This is a genomic window from Microbacterium sp. UNCCL10, from assembly GCF_000746195.1.
Lineage (GTDB): Bacteria > Actinomycetota > Actinomycetes > Actinomycetales > Microbacteriaceae > Microbacterium > Microbacterium saccharophilum.
Map to the genome: position 1 here is coordinate 115,260 of NZ_JQKT01000007.1, position 15,940 is coordinate 131,199.

General features: G+C 68.0%; 14 protein-coding genes and 1 rRNA gene. 9 read left to right on the plus strand and 6 right to left on the minus strand.

The window, feature by feature from the left end:
- Positions 1–55 precede the first annotated feature (55 nt).
- Complete coding sequence (locus BR85_RS00730) at positions 56–979, minus strand: carbohydrate ABC transporter permease (RefSeq protein ID WP_081782803.1); 924 nt, start codon at positions 977–979, stop codon at positions 56–58.
- A 1-nt stretch (position 980) separates the two neighbouring features.
- The gene (locus tag BR85_RS00735; RefSeq protein ID WP_028496930.1) at positions 981–1,904 is read right to left on the minus strand and encodes a carbohydrate ABC transporter permease; all 924 of its coding nucleotides are present in this window, start codon (positions 1,902–1,904) and stop codon (positions 981–983) included.
- A gap of 115 nt (positions 1,905–2,019) precedes the next feature.
- Between BR85_RS00735 and BR85_RS00740 the strand changes: the two genes are divergently transcribed.
- Positions 2,020–3,063: a LacI family DNA-binding transcriptional regulator gene (locus BR85_RS00740; RefSeq protein ID WP_231478720.1), complete on the plus strand. Its 1,044-nt coding sequence runs from the start codon at positions 2,020–2,022 to the stop codon at positions 3,061–3,063.
- Positions 3,064–3,072: 9 nt separating this feature from the next.
- Here the strand turns inward: BR85_RS00740 and BR85_RS00745 are convergent, their stop codons facing one another.
- Positions 3,073–3,405 carry a hypothetical protein gene (locus BR85_RS00745; RefSeq protein ID WP_028496928.1) on the minus strand — a complete coding sequence of 111 codons (333 nt, stop codon included), beginning with the start codon at positions 3,403–3,405 and terminating at the stop codon, positions 3,073–3,075.
- Positions 3,406–3,556: 151 nt separating this feature from the next.
- On the opposite strand from BR85_RS00745, the gene BR85_RS00750 reads away from it, so the two are divergent.
- Together BR85_RS00750 and BR85_RS00755 are read left to right on the plus strand one after the other, a co-directional pair.
- Positions 3,557–4,111 (plus strand): MarR family winged helix-turn-helix transcriptional regulator, encoded by a 555-nt coding sequence (locus tag BR85_RS00750; RefSeq protein ID WP_028496927.1) that lies wholly within the window; start codon positions 3,557–3,559, stop codon positions 4,109–4,111.
- A gap of 43 nt (positions 4,112–4,154) precedes the next feature.
- On the plus strand, positions 4,155–4,502 hold the full coding sequence (locus tag BR85_RS00755; RefSeq protein ID WP_028496926.1) for a hypothetical protein: 348 nt from the start codon (positions 4,155–4,157) through the stop codon (positions 4,500–4,502).
- 3 nt (positions 4,503–4,505) lie between these two features.
- Here the strand turns inward: BR85_RS00755 and BR85_RS00760 are convergent, their stop codons facing one another.
- Entirely contained in the window at positions 4,506–6,167 is a 1,662-nt protein-coding gene (locus BR85_RS00760; protein WP_028496925.1) for an alpha-amylase family protein, read from the minus strand.
- Positions 6,164–7,126, minus strand: coding sequence for a TIGR03885 family FMN-dependent LLM class oxidoreductase (locus BR85_RS00765; protein WP_028496924.1), 963 nt, complete (start codon positions 7,124–7,126; stop codon positions 6,164–6,166). Before BR85_RS00765 ends, BR85_RS00760 begins: the two co-directional genes overlap by 4 nt.
- Positions 7,127–7,223: 97 nt before the next feature.
- Here BR85_RS00765 and argH point away from each other — a divergent pair, with 97 nt between their 5' ends.
- From argH to BR85_RS00790, 5 genes are all read left to right on the plus strand, one after another.
- Complete coding sequence (argH, locus tag BR85_RS00770) at positions 7,224–8,654, plus strand: argininosuccinate lyase (RefSeq protein ID WP_028496923.1); 1,431 nt, start codon at positions 7,224–7,226, stop codon at positions 8,652–8,654.
- A gap of 72 nt (positions 8,655–8,726) precedes the next feature.
- A complete protein-coding gene (locus BR85_RS00775; RefSeq protein WP_028496922.1) occupies positions 8,727–9,374 on the plus strand; it encodes a SatD family protein in 648 nt (215 codons plus the stop codon).
- Positions 9,371–10,066, plus strand: a complete 696-nt coding sequence (locus BR85_RS00780; protein ID WP_028496921.1) for a hypothetical protein — start codon at positions 9,371–9,373, stop codon at positions 10,064–10,066. The genes BR85_RS00775 and BR85_RS00780 overlap by 4 nt, the downstream gene beginning before the upstream one ends.
- Before the next feature lie 66 nt (positions 10,067–10,132).
- Positions 10,133–11,440 carry a tyrosine--tRNA ligase gene (tyrS, locus tag BR85_RS00785; RefSeq protein WP_028496920.1) on the plus strand — a complete coding sequence of 436 codons (1,308 nt, stop codon included), beginning with the start codon at positions 10,133–10,135 and terminating at the stop codon, positions 11,438–11,440.
- An 8-nt stretch (positions 11,441–11,448) separates the two neighbouring features.
- Positions 11,449–12,252 (plus strand): DUF4184 family protein, encoded by an 804-nt coding sequence (locus BR85_RS00790; protein ID WP_028496919.1) that lies wholly within the window; start codon positions 11,449–11,451, stop codon positions 12,250–12,252.
- 3 nt (positions 12,253–12,255) lie between these two features.
- On the opposite strand, the gene BR85_RS00795 is transcribed toward BR85_RS00790, so the two are convergent.
- Positions 12,256–13,533 (minus strand): CoA transferase, encoded by a 1,278-nt coding sequence (locus tag BR85_RS00795; RefSeq protein ID WP_051526371.1) that lies wholly within the window; start codon positions 13,531–13,533, stop codon positions 12,256–12,258.
- 727 nt (positions 13,534–14,260) lie between these two features.
- Here BR85_RS00795 and BR85_RS00800 point away from each other — a divergent pair.
- Positions 14,261–15,782 (plus strand): 16S ribosomal RNA (locus BR85_RS00800).
- Positions 15,783–15,940: the final 158 nt, after the last annotated feature.

Consider the following 15,940-nt stretch of genomic DNA (forward strand, 5'->3'; position numbering starts at 1 on the left):
CACTTCGTTGTAAATGAGTGGGCAGGACGCCCGGGAAGGGAGCGAGGGGATGCCGTCACTGCTTCACGCTTCCCGCGCTCAGGCCGGACTGCCAGAAGCGCTGCAGGAAGAGGAAGGCGACGACGATGGGGATGATCGTGAGGAGCGAGCCGGTGATCACGAGGTTGTAGATCGGCTGGGCGGCGACGCCGCTGGCCTGTGCGCTCCACTGGCTGAGGCCGACCGTCAGGGGATACCAGGTGGGCTCGCTGAGCATGATGAGCGGGAGGAAGTAGTTGTTCCATGTGGCCACCACGGCGAACAGCAGGACCGTCACGATGCCGGGGGCGAGGAGGCGCAGCGAGATCGTGAAGAAGGTGCGGAACTCTCCGGAGCCGTCCATGCGCGCCGCTTCCAGCAGTTCCGTGGGGACGGCATCGACGGCGTACGTCCAGATCAGGTAGAGGCCGAAGGGGCTGATGAGCGAGGGCAGGATGACGGCCCACGGCGTGTTCGTCAGGCCCAGCTGGCTGAACATGAGGAAGGTCGGGACGGCGAGAGCCGTGCCGGGGATCGCGATGGCGCCGAGCACGACCGCGAAGACGGCACGCCGGCCGGGGAAGTTGTATTTCGCCATGCCGTACCCCGCGACGGTGGCCAGCAGTGTCGCCCCGCCTGCGCCGACGATGACGTAGAGCAGGGTGTTGCCGAACCACTGCACGAAGATGCCGTCGCGGTAGGTGACGGTGTCGATGATGTTCTGCCAGAGGTTGAACTCCGACCCGAACCAGAGTCCGAACGTGGAGAACAGGTCACCCTGGTCCTTCGTGGCGTTGATGATCAGCCAGGCGAGCGGCACGATCGAGTAGATGACGAAGACGGCCATGACGATCGTCAGGACGATCGACTTGCGCTGCCGGTTCGGCGTGCGCCGTACGTAGTTCGGGCGCTTCGCGCCGGACCGGGACGCGGGAGCGGGGGCGATGGTCTCGGTGCTCATCTCAGCGCACCTCCTGTCGGGAGCCGCGCAATTGCACGATGTAGGCGATCGTCGCCGTGATGACGCCCATGACGATGGCGACGGTGGCGGAGTAGTTGAACTGCTGCCCGGCGAAGGAGAGGTTGTACGCGTACATGTTGGGGGTGAAGTAGCTCGAGATCACGTTGGGGGCGAGGTTCTTCAGGAGGTTCGGCTCGTTGAAGAGCTGGAAGCTGCCGATGATCGAGAAGATCGTGGCGATGACGATCGAGCCGCGCAGCGACGGGATCTTGATGTCGGAGATGATGCGGAACTGGCCGGCCCCGTCGATCTCCGCCGCCTCGTAGAGCTCGGTGGGGATGACCTTCAGCGCGGCGTAGAAGATGAGCATGTTGTAGCCCATGAACTCCCACGTCACGATGTTGCCGATGGATGCCAGGATCCAGTCGGCGCTGAACGGGCGGAGCAGCTCGAACCCGATGAGGTCGTTGATCGACCCGGACAGACCGAACTGGTTGCCGTAGATGAAGCCCCAGATGAGCGCGGCGACGACTCCGGGCACGGCGTACGGAAGGAAGATCGCGATCCGGAAGAAGCCGGTGCCGTGCAGGCGTGCGCTGTCGATCGCGAGGGCCGCGACGAGGGAGAGGGCCAGCATGATCGGCACCTGGATGACGAGGAACAGCGTCACCCGCAGCAGCGACTCCCAGAACTTCGCGTCCTGGAAGAGCGCGGCGTAGTTCTCCAGCCCGACGAACGCCGTGCCGCCGACGAGCTGCTGCCGGAAGAGCGTCAGGATCAGCGCGTAGACGACGGGCGCCACGAGGACGGCGAGGAAGACGATCATGAACGGCCCGACGAACGCCCAGCCCCGCCAGTCGCGCCGGGCGCGGTTCGGCCGGGCGGGGAGTTCCCGCAGGGCGGGGGGTGCTGACACCGTCGTCATGATCTGAGTCCGTTCGTCGACGTGACCGAGGGAATGTTTACGCGAACATTTCGGGGGGAGCCTAACATGTTTACGCAACCATGCAATAGTGGTGGGTAACGGACAGCGACGAGGCATGGACGACATGACCCAGACCGACGGCACTCCCTCCGTGCGGCGCAAGGCGGCGTCCATGGCGGATGTGGCTCGCCACGCCGGAGTGTCGTCCCAGACGGTCTCGCGCGTCGCCAACGGGCTGAGCAACGTCGACACCACCACGCGGGAGCGGGTTCTCGCATCCATGCGGGCCGTCGGCTACCGTCCCAACGGCGCGGCCCGGGCGCTCAAGTACGGACGCTTCCACACGGTGGGCGTCATCATGTTCACGCTCGAGACGCTCGGCAACGTCCGCACCCTGGATGCCATCGCCACCGAGGCGGCGGCCGCCGACTACAGCGTCACATTGATGCCGGTGCCGGACCCGACGATGGGAGCCGTCACAGGCGCGTACCGCCGTCTCAGCGAGCAGGCCGTGGACGGCATCATCATCATCTTCGAGGCATCGCTGCTCGACCGCGTCGAGATCACGCTGCCGCCGGGATTGCCCGTCGTCGTGATCGACTCCAACGCCGGCTCGGGGTTCACGGTCGTCGACACGGATCAGGCGCTCGGGGCGCGGCTCGCGACCCAGCACCTGCTCGATCTCGGCCACCGCCAGGTCTGGCACATCGCAGGTCCCCGGTCATCGTTCTCCGCCGTGCACCGCGCGGAGTCGTGGCGGGCGACGCTGGAGCGTGCCGGCATCCGCGCACCCGAGATGCAGTACGGCGACTGGACGACCGATTCCGGGTACCGCATCGGAATGGAGCTGGGGAAGCGCCCCGAGGTGTCGGCGATCTTCGCCGCGAACGACCAGATGGCGCTCGGCGCCATGCGCGCGCTGCACGAGCTCGGCCGCGACATCCCCGGCGAGGTGAGCGTCGTCGGCTTCGATGACATGGATGAGGCGCGCGCCTTCTGGCCCCCGCTGACCTCGGTGCGGCAGAACTTCCGGGAGGTCGGCCGCGTGGCGATGGAGCGTCTGCTCGCGCAGATCGCCGACCCCGATCAGCCCACGGAAACCACACTCATCCCGACGGAGCTCATCGTCCGCGAGAGCAGCGGACCCGCTCCGGTCTGAAGGCGATCGTCACCAGCCGGGAGCCAGCACGCCCGCCGCGAGCACCATCATGCCCGCGACCGCGCCGGTCACGGTAGCCCCCGCGAAGAGTGCGCGCTCGGCGCGGCGGCGACGCCGCGCGGTGCGCGGGTCGGGGCTGACCGTCCCGGTCGACGCCTTGGCCGATGCGAGCGTCTCGTATCGGCCGATCGGCTGCGCGCGGGAATCGAACGCGACGTAGCTGCCATCCGCCGTGGATTCGACGAAGCCCACGAACTCTCCGCGGCGGCTGCCGACGACGAGGCCGTCCTCGACGGGCGCCCACGTGACGATGGGAAGGGAGTGCAGCAGCGGAGCGCTCATCGGGGCCTCTTTCCGGCGGATGGTCGACCTCGGACTCTGTGGAGACCGATTGGTAACTTGTTTGGTAAGTTACTTGCTAAATGAGTTACTCGCAAGTCCGATATAGTCATCGCACGTCGTCCACCCGGGGCGAAGGGATGTGGGGCCGCGCATGACCGAGACCGTTCCGGCGTCGCGCGCCTACTGGTACCCCGAGGACGAGACGAGGGCGTTGCGCGTCGGCGTGCTGGAGGCGCTGCGGATGTACCGGGCGGCGGAGACCGCCATGCGGCGCCGCACGCAGCAATCGATGGCGATGGGGGAGAACGAGCTCCTCGTCCTCCGTTTCATCACGCGAGCGACCGGGCGTGGCGAGCAGGTTACGCCGATCGACCTGGCGCGGTACCTCGGCCTCAGCACGGCATCCATCACGGCGCTCCTGGACCGGCTGGAGCGGAGCGACCATGTGCGTCGTCAGCCGCACCCCACCGACCGGCGCAAGGTGATCATCACGACGACGTCGCAGACGGAGGATGAGATCCGCGCGACCCTCGGGCAGATGCACACGCGCATGCACGACGCGACCGCCGGGATCACGGCGGAGGAGGCGAAGGTCATCATCGACTTCCTGGAGCGCATGCGTGCCGCGGTCGACGAGGTCGATGCTCATGCCTCCCGTGTGTCAGGGGGCAAACGTGCTCCCACGGCGGGGAATACGCGAAAATAGTTCTCTGTCGAGACCTTGTCGCTGGGTGAAGGAGGCGGGGCGAATGCCATACCGTACGAAGGAAACGCTGGAGATCTGGCTCGAGGAGTTCTACACCCTCGGCCACGCGATGGCGGAGACCCTCAAGGTGATGCCGCAGGACGGCAGCGAGGGCGGCGACACGGGGCTCGTCGGCATCACGCTCATGAGCGCGCAGACGATCACCTACATCCAGCCCGAGCCGCCGGGTTCGACGAACTGGATGATCACCTTCGAGGCCCGCGACACGGCGGTGGTGCTCGACGCCGACGGTGCGATGCGCCTGTCCCAGGAGCTCGCCGTCGTGTCGGAGCTGTGCCGTTTCCTGCAGCAGCGGTCGGAGGAGTACATGGCCGCCGGCGGCGAGGACTGACCCTCAGCTGATCCGCGTGTCGCCGGGTGCCGCCACCCGCAGCCACCGGTAGCCGAAGGCTTCCAGCTCGACCTCGGTGCGTCCGCGTGACCCGAGCGGCAGCCGTTCGGCACCGTGCAGGTCGAGGAGCATCGTGCCCTCCTCGACCGCACCGAGGTCGAGGGCGACGCGCACTGGCACGTCGCTGAAGTTGTGCAGGGCCACCATGCGTCCGACGTCGGAGCGCAGCTCGTGCGCGAGCACGCCCGCCGCGTCATGGTCGAGGACCCGGGGTGTGCCCCACCCGATCTCCGACGATGTGCGATAGCGCTTGATGAGCTGCTGGATGAACCGCAGCAGCGATCCCTCGTCCGCGCGCTGATGCAGCGCGTTGACGTGCTCCGGGGCGTAGCCGTCCGTCGGGATCGGCGCCACGAGCCGGCCCGGCGCCGCCCGCGAGAACCCGCCGTTCTTGCCGTCCGACCACTGCATGGGCGTGCGCACCGACGTGCGTCCCTGAATCTCCGGGTTCTCCCCCATGCCGATCTCCTCGCCGTAGAACAGCACCGGCGTTCCGGGCAGCGAGAACAGGAGGCTGTAGACCATCCGGATGCGCCGCGGGTCGCCGCCGAGCATCGTGGGCAGTCGTCGCGTGATGCCGCGCCCGTAGACACGCTGCGCCTCGTCCGGCGCGAAGACCTCGAACACCTCCTCGCGCTCGGCTTCCGTCAGCTTGTCCAGGGTCAGCTCGTCGTGGTTGCGCACGAAGTTCGCCCAGCCCGCCTCCGGCGGAACGTCGGGGCGGGAGCGCAGCGCCTTGACGAGCGGCGCCGGATCCTGCCGGGCCAGGGACAGGTACAGCGCCTGCATGCCGATGAAGTCGAACTGCAGGTCGAGCTCGCCGCCTCGCTGTCCGCCGAAGAACTTCACCTGGTCCCGGTAGGGCACGTTGACCTCGCCGAGCAGCGCGGCGTCGCCGACCCGGCGCTGCAGGAAGCGCTTCAGGTCGCGGAGGAGTTCGTGCGGGTCGCCGACGTCGACCCCGTCCGGCGGCTCGATGAAGAACGGGACCGCGTCGAGGCGGAATCCCGAGACGCCGAGCGCCAGCCAGAACCCGATCGTCTTGGCGATCTCGTCGCGCACACGCGGGTTCGCGACGTTCAGGTCGGGCTGGTGCCGGTAGAAGACGTGCTGGAAGTACTGGCCGGTGCGCTCGTCGTACTCCCACACGCTCGCCTCCTCGCCCGGGAATACCGTCGGCTCCTCCTGCGCGGGCGGCTCGTCGCGCCAGACGTAGAAGTCGCGGTACGGGGAGGTGCGACTGCGCCGCGCCGACACGAACCACGGGTGCTTGTCGGACGTGTGGTTCACGACGAGGTCGATGATGACCCGCATGCCGCGGTCGCGGGCGGTGCGGATCACCTCGACGAAGTCGCCGTGGTTGCCCAGCCGCGGGTCGATCCCGTAGAAGTCGCTGATGTCGTAGCCGTCGTCACGGTCGGGGGTCGGGTAGAACGGCATGAGCCACAGGCACGTGACGCCGAGGTCCGCCAGGTAGTCGATGCGCCGCGCGAGGCCCGCGAAGTCGCCCACCCCGTCGTCGTTGTCATCCATGTAGGTCTCGACGTCGAGGCAGTAGATCACCGCGGACTTCCACCACAGGTCGCTCGTGTCGGTGATCTTCACAGGCTCCTCCTTAGGGCCGGGAGGAGCTCGCGCTCTGCGCGCTCCAGGAATGCGGCCTGATCCGGTCCGATGCTGTGGATGTAGACGCGGTCGAAGCCGAGCCGGACGAGCGCGGCGATGCGCTCCGCCATCTGCACGCCATCGCTGCCGACGAGGGCGCCGTTGCGCAGCTCCTCGTCCGTGGGGTCTCCGGCGAGCGCATCGAAGTCCTCGGGCTGCTCGATGTCCCAGAGCGACCTGCGGATGACGCTGTGCCGCCACTGATCGCGCGTGACGGCGAGCGCCGCGTCATCGGTGTCCTCCAGTGCGATGTGCACCTGGAGGACGCGAGGGCCTGGGCCGTCGGCATCCCGGTAGGCCTGGATGACGCCGGCCAGTACGTCGGGCGGCTGCGCGACCGTCGCGAGCCCGTCCGCCCAGCCCGCGACCCACGCCGCCGTCTCCGCGGTGACGGCGGCGCCGAGGAGCGGGGGAGGGGCGGAAGGCCGGCTCCACACCCGGGCGCGGTGCACCTCGATCTCGCCGCTGCGGGTCACCTCCTCGCCGGCCAGGAGCGCGCGGATCACCTCGACCGACTGAGCGAGGCGTTCATTGCGCCGCGACTTGGGCGGCCACGCGTCGCCCGTCACGTGCTCGTTCATCGCCTCGCCGCTGCCGAGCGCGGCCCAGAAGCGGCCCGGGAACATCTCCTCGAGCGTCGCGATGGCCTGCGCCGTGATCACGGGGTGGTACCGCTGCCCGGGCGCCGTGACGACGCCGAGCGAGAACGAGGTGGAGGCCAGGGCCGCACCGAGCCAGCTCCACGCGTACCCCGACTCGCCCTGCCGCACGCCCCACGGCGCGAGGTGGTCGGAGCACATCGCGCCGTCGAAGCCCGCCTGCTCGGCCCGGACCACCGCGTCCAGCAGTGCGCCGGGCGGGAGCTGTTCATGGGAGGCATGGAATCCGATGAGCACCATGCGGGCGAGTCTGCGGTGTGCGTGGGGAGTGCTCAAGGCTCTTGCGCCGAGGGGTGCGGTCGGTTTATGGGCTGACCGGCCCCGGTAGGCTGGCGCTGTGACTGAGAGCAAGGCCGAGGGGACGAACGCCGGCGCGCTGTGGGGAGGACGGTTCGCATCCGGACCGTCGCCCGAGCTGGTGGCCCTCAGCAGGTCGACCCACTTCGACTGGGTCCTGGCCCTCTACGACCTCGCCGGGTCGCACGCCCACGCGAAGGCGCTCGCTGCCGCGGGGTACCTGACCGTCGACGAGGAGGAGGGCATGCACGCCGGGCTCGACGCCCTGGCTCGTGCCATCCAGGAGGGGACTCTGGTCGCACAGCCCGGCGACGAGGACGTGCACGGCGCCCTCGAGGCGGCCCTCATCGCGGAGATCGGACCCGAGCTCGGCGGCAAGCTGCGCGCGGGGCGGAGCCGCAATGATCAGATCGCGACGCTTGTCCGCATGTATCTGCTCGACCACGCGCGGGTGATCGCACGGGACATCCTGCGCGTCATCGACGCGGTCGTGGCGCAGGCTGAAGCACACCCGACCGCGGTCATGCCGGGCCGGACGCACCTGCAGCACGCCCAGCCGATCCTCCTCGCCCACCACCTGCAGGCCCATGCGTGGCCGCTCGTGCGCGATCTGGAGCGCCTCCGCGACTGGGCGGCGCGCGCCAGCGTCTCGCCGTACGGCGGGGGAGCGCTCGCCGGTGCCACGCTGGGCCTCGATCCGCAGCTCGTGGCCTCCGAGCTCGGGCTCGCCCGCCCCGCTGAGAACTCCCTCGACGGCACGGCCGCGCGTGACGTCGTGGCGGAGTTCGCCTTCATCGCCGCGATGATCGGCGTCGACCTGTCGCGCTTCGCGGAGGATGTCATCCTCTGGAACACCCGCGAGTTCGGGTTCGTCACGCTCGACGACGGCTACTCGACGGGCTCGAGCATCATGCCGCAGAAGAAGAATCCCGACATCGCCGAGCTCGCGCGCGGCAAGGCGGGCCGTCTGATCGGCAACCTCTCCGGGCTCCTGGCCACGCTGAAGGGCCTCCCGCTCGCGTACAACCGCGATCTGCAGGAGGACAAGGAGCCGGTGTTCGACTCCGTCACCACCTTGGAGGTCGTGCTGCCCGCCTTCGCCGGGATGATCGCCACGCTGCGCTTCGACACGGAGCGGATGGCGGCGCTCGCGCCGGAGGGCTTCTCCCTCGCCACGGACGTCGCCGAGTGGCTCGTCAAGCGCGGCGTGCCGTTCCGGGACGCGCACGAGGTCTCGGGCGCCCTCGTGCAGGCGTGCGAAAGCCGCGGGATCGGGCTGGAGGATGCCGACGACGAGCTTCTGGAGAAGGTGTCCGCGCATCTGACACCGGCCGTCCGCGAGGTGCTGACGGTCGACGGGTCGGTCTCGAGCCGCACCGGCGCCGGCGGTACGGCACCCGTCCGCGTCACGGAGCAGCGCGCGGAGCTCACCGCCCGCGCGCAGGCGGCCGTGCACGCGCTCGGACTCTGAGCTATCTCCTGATATCTCTGAGATATAAGCTCAAGACTGATATTCACCACTGATAAGCGTTATGCTTATCCCATGAGCATCGCCGTGATCGCCGACATCGTCGGCTCGCGCGATCTGCCGGATCGGGATGCCGCGCAGCGCGCGATCGAGGCCGCCATCGCGCGCGTCGAGCGGGAGCATCCCGCGGCAGCCCGCGCCCTCACGGCCACGGTGGGAGACGAGTTCCAGGGCGTCTACGCCTCGCTTCCGGCCGCTCTGCGGTCGCTGCTCCTGCTGCAGCTCGCGCTCCCCGACGGCATCCAGTGCCGATTCGGCATCGGCGTGGGCGAGGTCGCCGCCGTCGCCTCGGCGCAGGGCGCGATCTCAGACGGTCCCGGCTGGTGGGCGGCGCGCGACGCGATCGAGCAGGTGCACCGGCTGGAAGACCGCGCCGTGCCGAGCGCGCGCACGCGCATCGTCGGAGCCCCGGGGGAGGATGCCGACATGGCCGCGGACATCCTCTACGCCAACGCGTACCTGCTCGCGCGCGACGAGATCGTCGGCGCGATGACCGGGCGCGCGCGGCGCCTCGCCTACGGCCGCTGTCTCGGCGTGACGCAGCGCGAACTCGCCCGGGCGGAAGGCATCACGCAGTCCGCCGTGTCGCAGGCACTGGCCGGCTCCGGAGCGGCCCCGGTCGTGGCCGGGTTCCAGGCGCTGCAGGAGGAGACGGCCCGATGATCGGCGCGGGCGTCGTGCTGCTCTGCGTCGGTATCGCAGACCTCATCCGGCTGTACGCCCCCCGGGGCTGGCGGGTCGCGTTCTTCGCCGTCGCCGCGCTCCTCGTGCTGCTCGGCTCCGCCGGCGCGGACGCCGCGGTGTGGAGCTTCGTCGGGTTCGCCGTCGCCGCCGTGTGGGTGCTGTCCACCCCGGAACGGCGCGGGGGCAGGGCCGGACTCTGGCCCGTCGTCCTCGTCGCCGCCGTGTGCGTCGCCGCCGTCGCGCAGACCGGTGCGCGCGCCGCGCAGGGCCCGCTCGGTGCCCTGTGGCCGGAGCGCTCTCCGCTCGGCGCCGTGAGCCTGGACGTGGCCGTGCTCGTCCTCGGGGCGGTCGTGTTCCTGCTCGAATCCGGCAACGTCATCGTCCGCGCCGCCCTTCGCGGCGGCGACGTGCCCGCGGAGGAGGACCGGCAGGCGCTGCAAGGCGGCCGGCTGATCGGCCCGCTCGAGCGCGCACTCGTCTTCGCCCTCACGCTCACCGGGGCCTTCACACTGCTGGCAGCAGTCCTGGCGGCCAAGGGCATCGTGCGCTTCCCGGAGATCTCCCGCGACGGCGACGGCGGCACGCGAGCGGAGTACTTCCTCGTGGGCAGCCTCGTCAGCTGGGTCACCGCCCTGGTCGCGGCGTTCCTCGTCTGGTGGGGCGGCGTCTGAGCGGGGACGGCCGCCCGGCGGTCGCGCCGCGCGGGGCGTCCGCCCGCCGCTGATAGCCTGAATCGCGTGTCATCCGAAGCCTTGACGACTGCCGTCGTCGCCAACGATCCCGCGTTCGAGAACGTGTGGGACGAGGTGGTCTGGCGCGGTCTGGTCCATGTGTCCACCGATCAGGATGCCCTGCGCGCATTGCTCGGCGGAGAGCCGATCACGTACTACTGCGGCTTCGATCCCACAGCCCCGAGCCTGCATCTCGGAAACCTGGTCCAGCTTCTGCTGCTGCGACGCCTGCAACTGGCCGGCCACAAGCCGCTCGGGCTCGTCGGCGGGTCCACGGGACTCATCGGCGACCCGCGGCCCTCGGCCGAGCGCACGCTCAACACGAAGGACACCGTCGCGGAGTGGGTCGGCTACCTCCGCTCCCAGATCGAGCGGTTCCTGAGCTTCGAGGGTGACAACGCCGCGCGCGTGGTCAACAACCTCGACTGGACCGCGCCGCTGTCGGCCATCGACTTCCTGCGCGAGATCGGCAAGCACTACCGCGTCGGCACGATGCTGAAGAAGGATGCCGTCGCGGCACGGCTCAATTCCGACGCGGGCATCAGCTACACCGAGTTCAGCTACCAGATCCTCCAGGGCCTGGACTACCTCGAGCTCTTCCGGTCGTACGACTGCATGCTCCAGACCGGCGGCAGCGATCAATGGGGGAACCTCACGAGCGGAGTGGATCTCATCCATCGCGTCGAGGGCGCCGCCGTGCACGCGATCGGCACGCCGCTGATCACGAACAGCGACGGCACCAAGTTCGGCAAGAGCGAGGGCAACGCGATCTGGCTCGACCCGGCCATGTGCAGCCCGTACCGGATGTACCAGTTCTGGCTCAACACCGACGACGCCGACGTCATCTCCCGGCTCAAGGTCTTCACGTTCCTGACGAGTGCGGAGATCGCCGACTACGAGAAGCTCGTCGCGGAGGAGCCCTTCCGCCGCGCCGCGCAGAAGCGGCTCGCGCTGGAGGTGACGGCGACCGTGCACGGACTCGACGCCACGGCGAAGGTCATCGCGGCATCCGAGGCCCTCTTCGGCCAAGGCGACCTGACGACGCTGGATGCCGAGACGCTGCGCACCGCGCTCGAGGAACTGCCCCATGCCGACGCTCCGATCGGAACGTCCGTCGTGCAAGCCCTCGTCGACACGGGACTCGTGGCGAGCCTCAGCGAGGGCCGGCGCGCGATCGCGCAAGGCGGCGTCGCACTGGACGGCGTCAAGGTCGCCGACGAAGCGGCCGTCGTCACCGGCGCGCTGCCGGGTGGCGTCTCCATCCTGCGCCGTGGCAAGAAGAGCCTCGCGGGCGTGCTCGTCACCCAGGACTGAGCCGCCGGATGCCGTTCACGCCGGCACACGCGGTGATCGCGCTTCCGTTCCTGCGCACTCCGCTCCTGCCTGCCGCGATCGCCGTCGGCGCGATGACCCCCGATCTTCCGCTGTTCGTCCGCGGGACGCCGCTGACCTACCACCTCACCCACACGAACGTCCTCCTGACCGCGCTGATCGCCCTGGTCCTGCTGCTCGTCTGGTGGGCCGTCCTTCGTCCCGCGGTGCGCGAGCTCAGCCCGCGCCGGCTTGCCGCGCGTCTGCCGCGGGAGTGGGATGCCGTCGGCCCGGACATCGTCCACACGCTTCGCCGGCAGCGCTCCGGCCCTCGCCGTCCGGCCTGGCGGGATGCCTCGACCCGGCTCACCCTCGTGGCGGTCTCGCTGCTGCTCGGCGTCGTCTCGCACGTCGTGTGGGACGCGTTCACGCACGAAGGACGCTGGGGAGTGCAGGTGCTTCCGGCGCTCGCTGCGGAATGGGGATCGCTGCCGGGCTACAAATGGATCCAGCACGGGTCGAGCGTGTTCGGGGTCGCGGTGATCGCGACCTGGTCTGCCGTGTGGCTCGTGCGACGACATCGCGACGACGTCGTCGACCGCGTGCTGCCTGCCGGCGTCCGGTGGGCATGGTGGCTGTCGCTCCCCGTCATCCTGGCGGCCGCGTGGCTTGCCGGGCTCGCAGCGCTCGGGCCGTTCACCGACGGTTTCACGCCGCAGCATCTCGGTTACCTCGTCCTGCCGCCTGCCTGCGCGGTGTGGGGTTCTGTCACGCTTGTGCTCTGCGTCGTGGTCCAGGTGCTGCGTCGCCGCTGAGGCTCATCCGCGCCACGCGGGTTCGTCCTCACCCCACGGACGCGGGGCCGCGTAATCCTCCGGACCGCCGACGTAGCGCACTGCCGGTGCGGCGGTGACGACGTCGTGTCCCGCGACGCGGAAGCTCTGCGTGTGCCCCCGGGGATCGGAGGACGCCGGGGAGACGTCGCCGGCCGTGCGCGGCATCCCGAGAAGCTCCGCGGCGACGCGCCGCAGACTCGTCTCGGCCATCCAGCTGCCGCCTTCGGTCGAGCGGCGTTCCAGAAGGCGGATGATGCCGGCGGCCAGGAGGTAGCCCGCCGAGTGATCGAGCGCCTGCGCCGGCAGCACACCCGGCGTCTCGCCGTCGGTGGATTCGATCATCGCTATTCCGCTGGCCGCCTGGACGATGCTGTCGAATCCGCGGGTGTCAGGCTCTCCCCACGCGGAGAGGCGGCCGACGATGACGCTCGGCCGCCGTGCGGCCAGGGCGGCAGGGGCCAGGCCGAGCCGGTCGAGTGCGACGGGACGGTAGCCGAGGACGACGACGTCGGCGGATGCCAGCAGTTCGGCGAACCGGGCGGCGCCGGGTCCTGATGCGAGGTCGAGCAGAGCCGACCGCTTGCCGTGCCCGGTGTCCAGGTGCTGCGCGGGGATCTCCGGCATCCGTGGGGGATCGATCCGCAGCACGTCGGCGCCGAGCAGGGCGAGGGTGCGGGTGGCGACAGGGCCGGCGATCACCCGGGTCAGGTCGAGCACCCGGATTCCCGAGAGCGGGGCCGCGGGCGTGGGGCGGGGGAGCGGTCGCGGTCGGCCGTCACCCAGCCGGCGATCGGCGACGAGCGGCGCAGTCCGCAGGCGCGCGTCGAGGACGGGGTCTTCTGGACGCACCGTGGCGCACATCCCCCCGGTCGACGCGATCCGGCGGGACGCCTCCCCGGCCTCCAGTCCGGCAAGGACGGCGGCCACATCCTCGCGGCCGTCCTCGGCCGACAGCCCCAGGCCTTCCCGTAGCGCGGCGGCGTGGTGCGGGTAGTTGCCGTGTGTGCGCACCCACCCGTCGGCGGTGCGGAAGAACCCGGACAGGGGAGCGAACGCGTCGGGCTGGCTGCCGTCGATGCGCAGGTGCCGCTCGCTCGAGTACGCCGTCGCGATGCGGACAGGGTCGAGACCCGGCTCACCGCCGCATGCGATCCGCGCCGCGGCCGCTGCGGCGTCGAAGACACTCCGCGCGGCGAGGCCACCCACATCCAGACGTGCGGCCAGCGGTACCCGGGCCGCGACGGCGCCGGAATCATCCATGGCCCGAGGGTAGTCATCGCCCGCAGACGACACCAGAGCGCGAAACCGCGGAAACATGCGGGGACGACGGCGACACGCCCGGGATGCGGGCCGGATTTGCCCAACTCGCGAGGCCCGCGTAACTTATTACTTGTTCGCCCCACAGGGAAGCGGAGAGGCCGAGAGCCTTACCCCCCTCAAGCGGAGAACCACCCCCCAGTTTAAAGGCCACTCCTTGAGTGCGCCGGGCCCCCGGGTCTAAACTGGAGGTTCCCACTCCTCGAATGCTTGTCGATGAGTGCTGCCGGAGACGCCGAAAACAGTCACGGACAGCCGATTTGACATGCTGAGCGAGAGGGATACGATAGAGAAGTTGCCCCGCGGGCCGGCTGAAACGCTGAGACGCAGGGCACCCGATCTAGCTTCGTGAGATGTCGTCACTGACAGCTGCTCTCGACTTCGAGTCGCGAAACGCCGATTTGACAAGCGGATCACGAAGTATAAGATAGAGAAGTTGCCCTGCGGGTGAAGCTGAGAAGCCGAACAGCAGGAGCATCCGATCCTTGAGAACTCAACAGCGTGCACTTGTCAAATGCCAAATAACCTCGTTCCAGCTTCGGCTGGAAGAGATTCCTTTGGATCAAAGTCCGACCTTCGGGTCGGCAACGGATAGTCAGCAATGACATTCATTTGGTCAGATCAAACTCGCTCGGTCGAACCTATTCCGGTCCGATCGCAGCAACATTCTTTTACGGAGAGTTTGATCCTGGCTCAGGATGAACGCTGGCGGCGTGCTTAACACATGCAAGTCGAACGGTGAAAGAGAGCTTGCTCTCTGGATCAGTGGCGAACGGGTGAGTAACACGTGAGCAATCTGCCCCTGACTCTGGGATAAGCGCTGGAAACGGCGTCTAATACCGGATACGAGCTGCGAAGGCATCTTCAGCAGCTGGAAAGAATTTCGGTCAGGGATGAGCTCGCGGCCTATCAGCTAGTTGGTGAGGTAATGGCTCACCAAGGCGTCGACGGGTAGCCGGCCTGAGAGGGTGACCGGCCACACTGGGACTGAGACACGGCCCAGACTCCTACGGGAGGCAGCAGTGGGGAATATTGCACAATGGGCGCAAGCCTGATGCAGCAACGCCGCGTGAGGGACGACGGCCTTCGGGTTGTAAACCTCTTTTAGCAGGGAAGAAGCGAAAGTGACGGTACCTGCAGAAAAAGCGCCGGCTAACTACGTGCCAGCAGCCGCGGTAATACGTAGGGCGCAAGCGTTATCCGGAATTATTGGGCGTAAAGAGCTCGTAGGCGGTTTGTCGCGTCTGCTGTGAAAACCCGAGGCTCAACCTCGGGCCTGCAGTGGGTACGGGCAGACTAGAGTGCGGTAGGGGAGATTGGAATTCCTGGTGTAGCGGTGGAATGCGCAGATATCAGGAGGAACACCGATGGCGAAGGCAGATCTCTGGGCCGTAACTGACGCTGAGGAGCGAAAGGGTGGGGAGCAAACAGGCTTAGATACCCTGGTAGTCCACCCCGTAAACGTTGGGAACTAGTTGTGGGGTCCATTCCACGGATTCCGTGACGCAGCTAACGCATTAAGTTCCCCGCCTGGGGAGTACGGCCGCAAGGCTAAAACTCAAAGGAATTGACGGGGACCCGCACAAGCGGCGGAGCATGCGGATTAATTCGATGCAACGCGAAGAACCTTACCAAGGCTTGACATATACGAGAACGCTGCAGAAATGTAGAACTCTTTGGACACTCGTAAACAGGTGGTGCATGGTTGTCGTCAGCTCGTGTCGTGAGATGTTGGGTTAAGTCCCGCAACGAGCGCAACCCTCGTTCTATGTTGCCAGCACGTAATGGTGGGAACTCATGGGATACTGCCGGGGTCAACTCGGAGGAAGGTGGGGATGACGTCAAATCATCATGCCCCTTATGTCTTGGGCTTCACGCATGCTACAATGGCCGGTACAAAGGGCTGCAATACCGCAAGGTGGAGCGAATCCCAAAAAGCCGGTCCCAGTTCGGATTGAGGTCTGCAACTCGACCTCATGAAGTCGGAGTCGCTAGTAATCGCAGATCAGCAACGCTGCGGTGAATACGTTCCCGGGTCTTGTACACACCGCCCGTCAAGTCATGAAAGTCGGTAACACCTGAAGCCGGTGGCCCAACCCTTGTGGAGGGAGCCGTCGAAGGTGGGATCGGTAATTAGGACTAAGTCGTAACAAGGTAGCCGTACCGGAAGGTGCGGCTGGATCACCTCCTTTCTAAGGAGCATCTGGCACCCTCGGGTGTCCAGGCCCCTGATCAGAGCGAATGTCTCTGCAGGGAGCTCATGGGTGGAACATTTGACAAGGTGCCGGAAGACGAACATCGAAATCAGTACGCTGCTTGCAGCTGGAAACGTTCGATGCGAGTCAGCCGA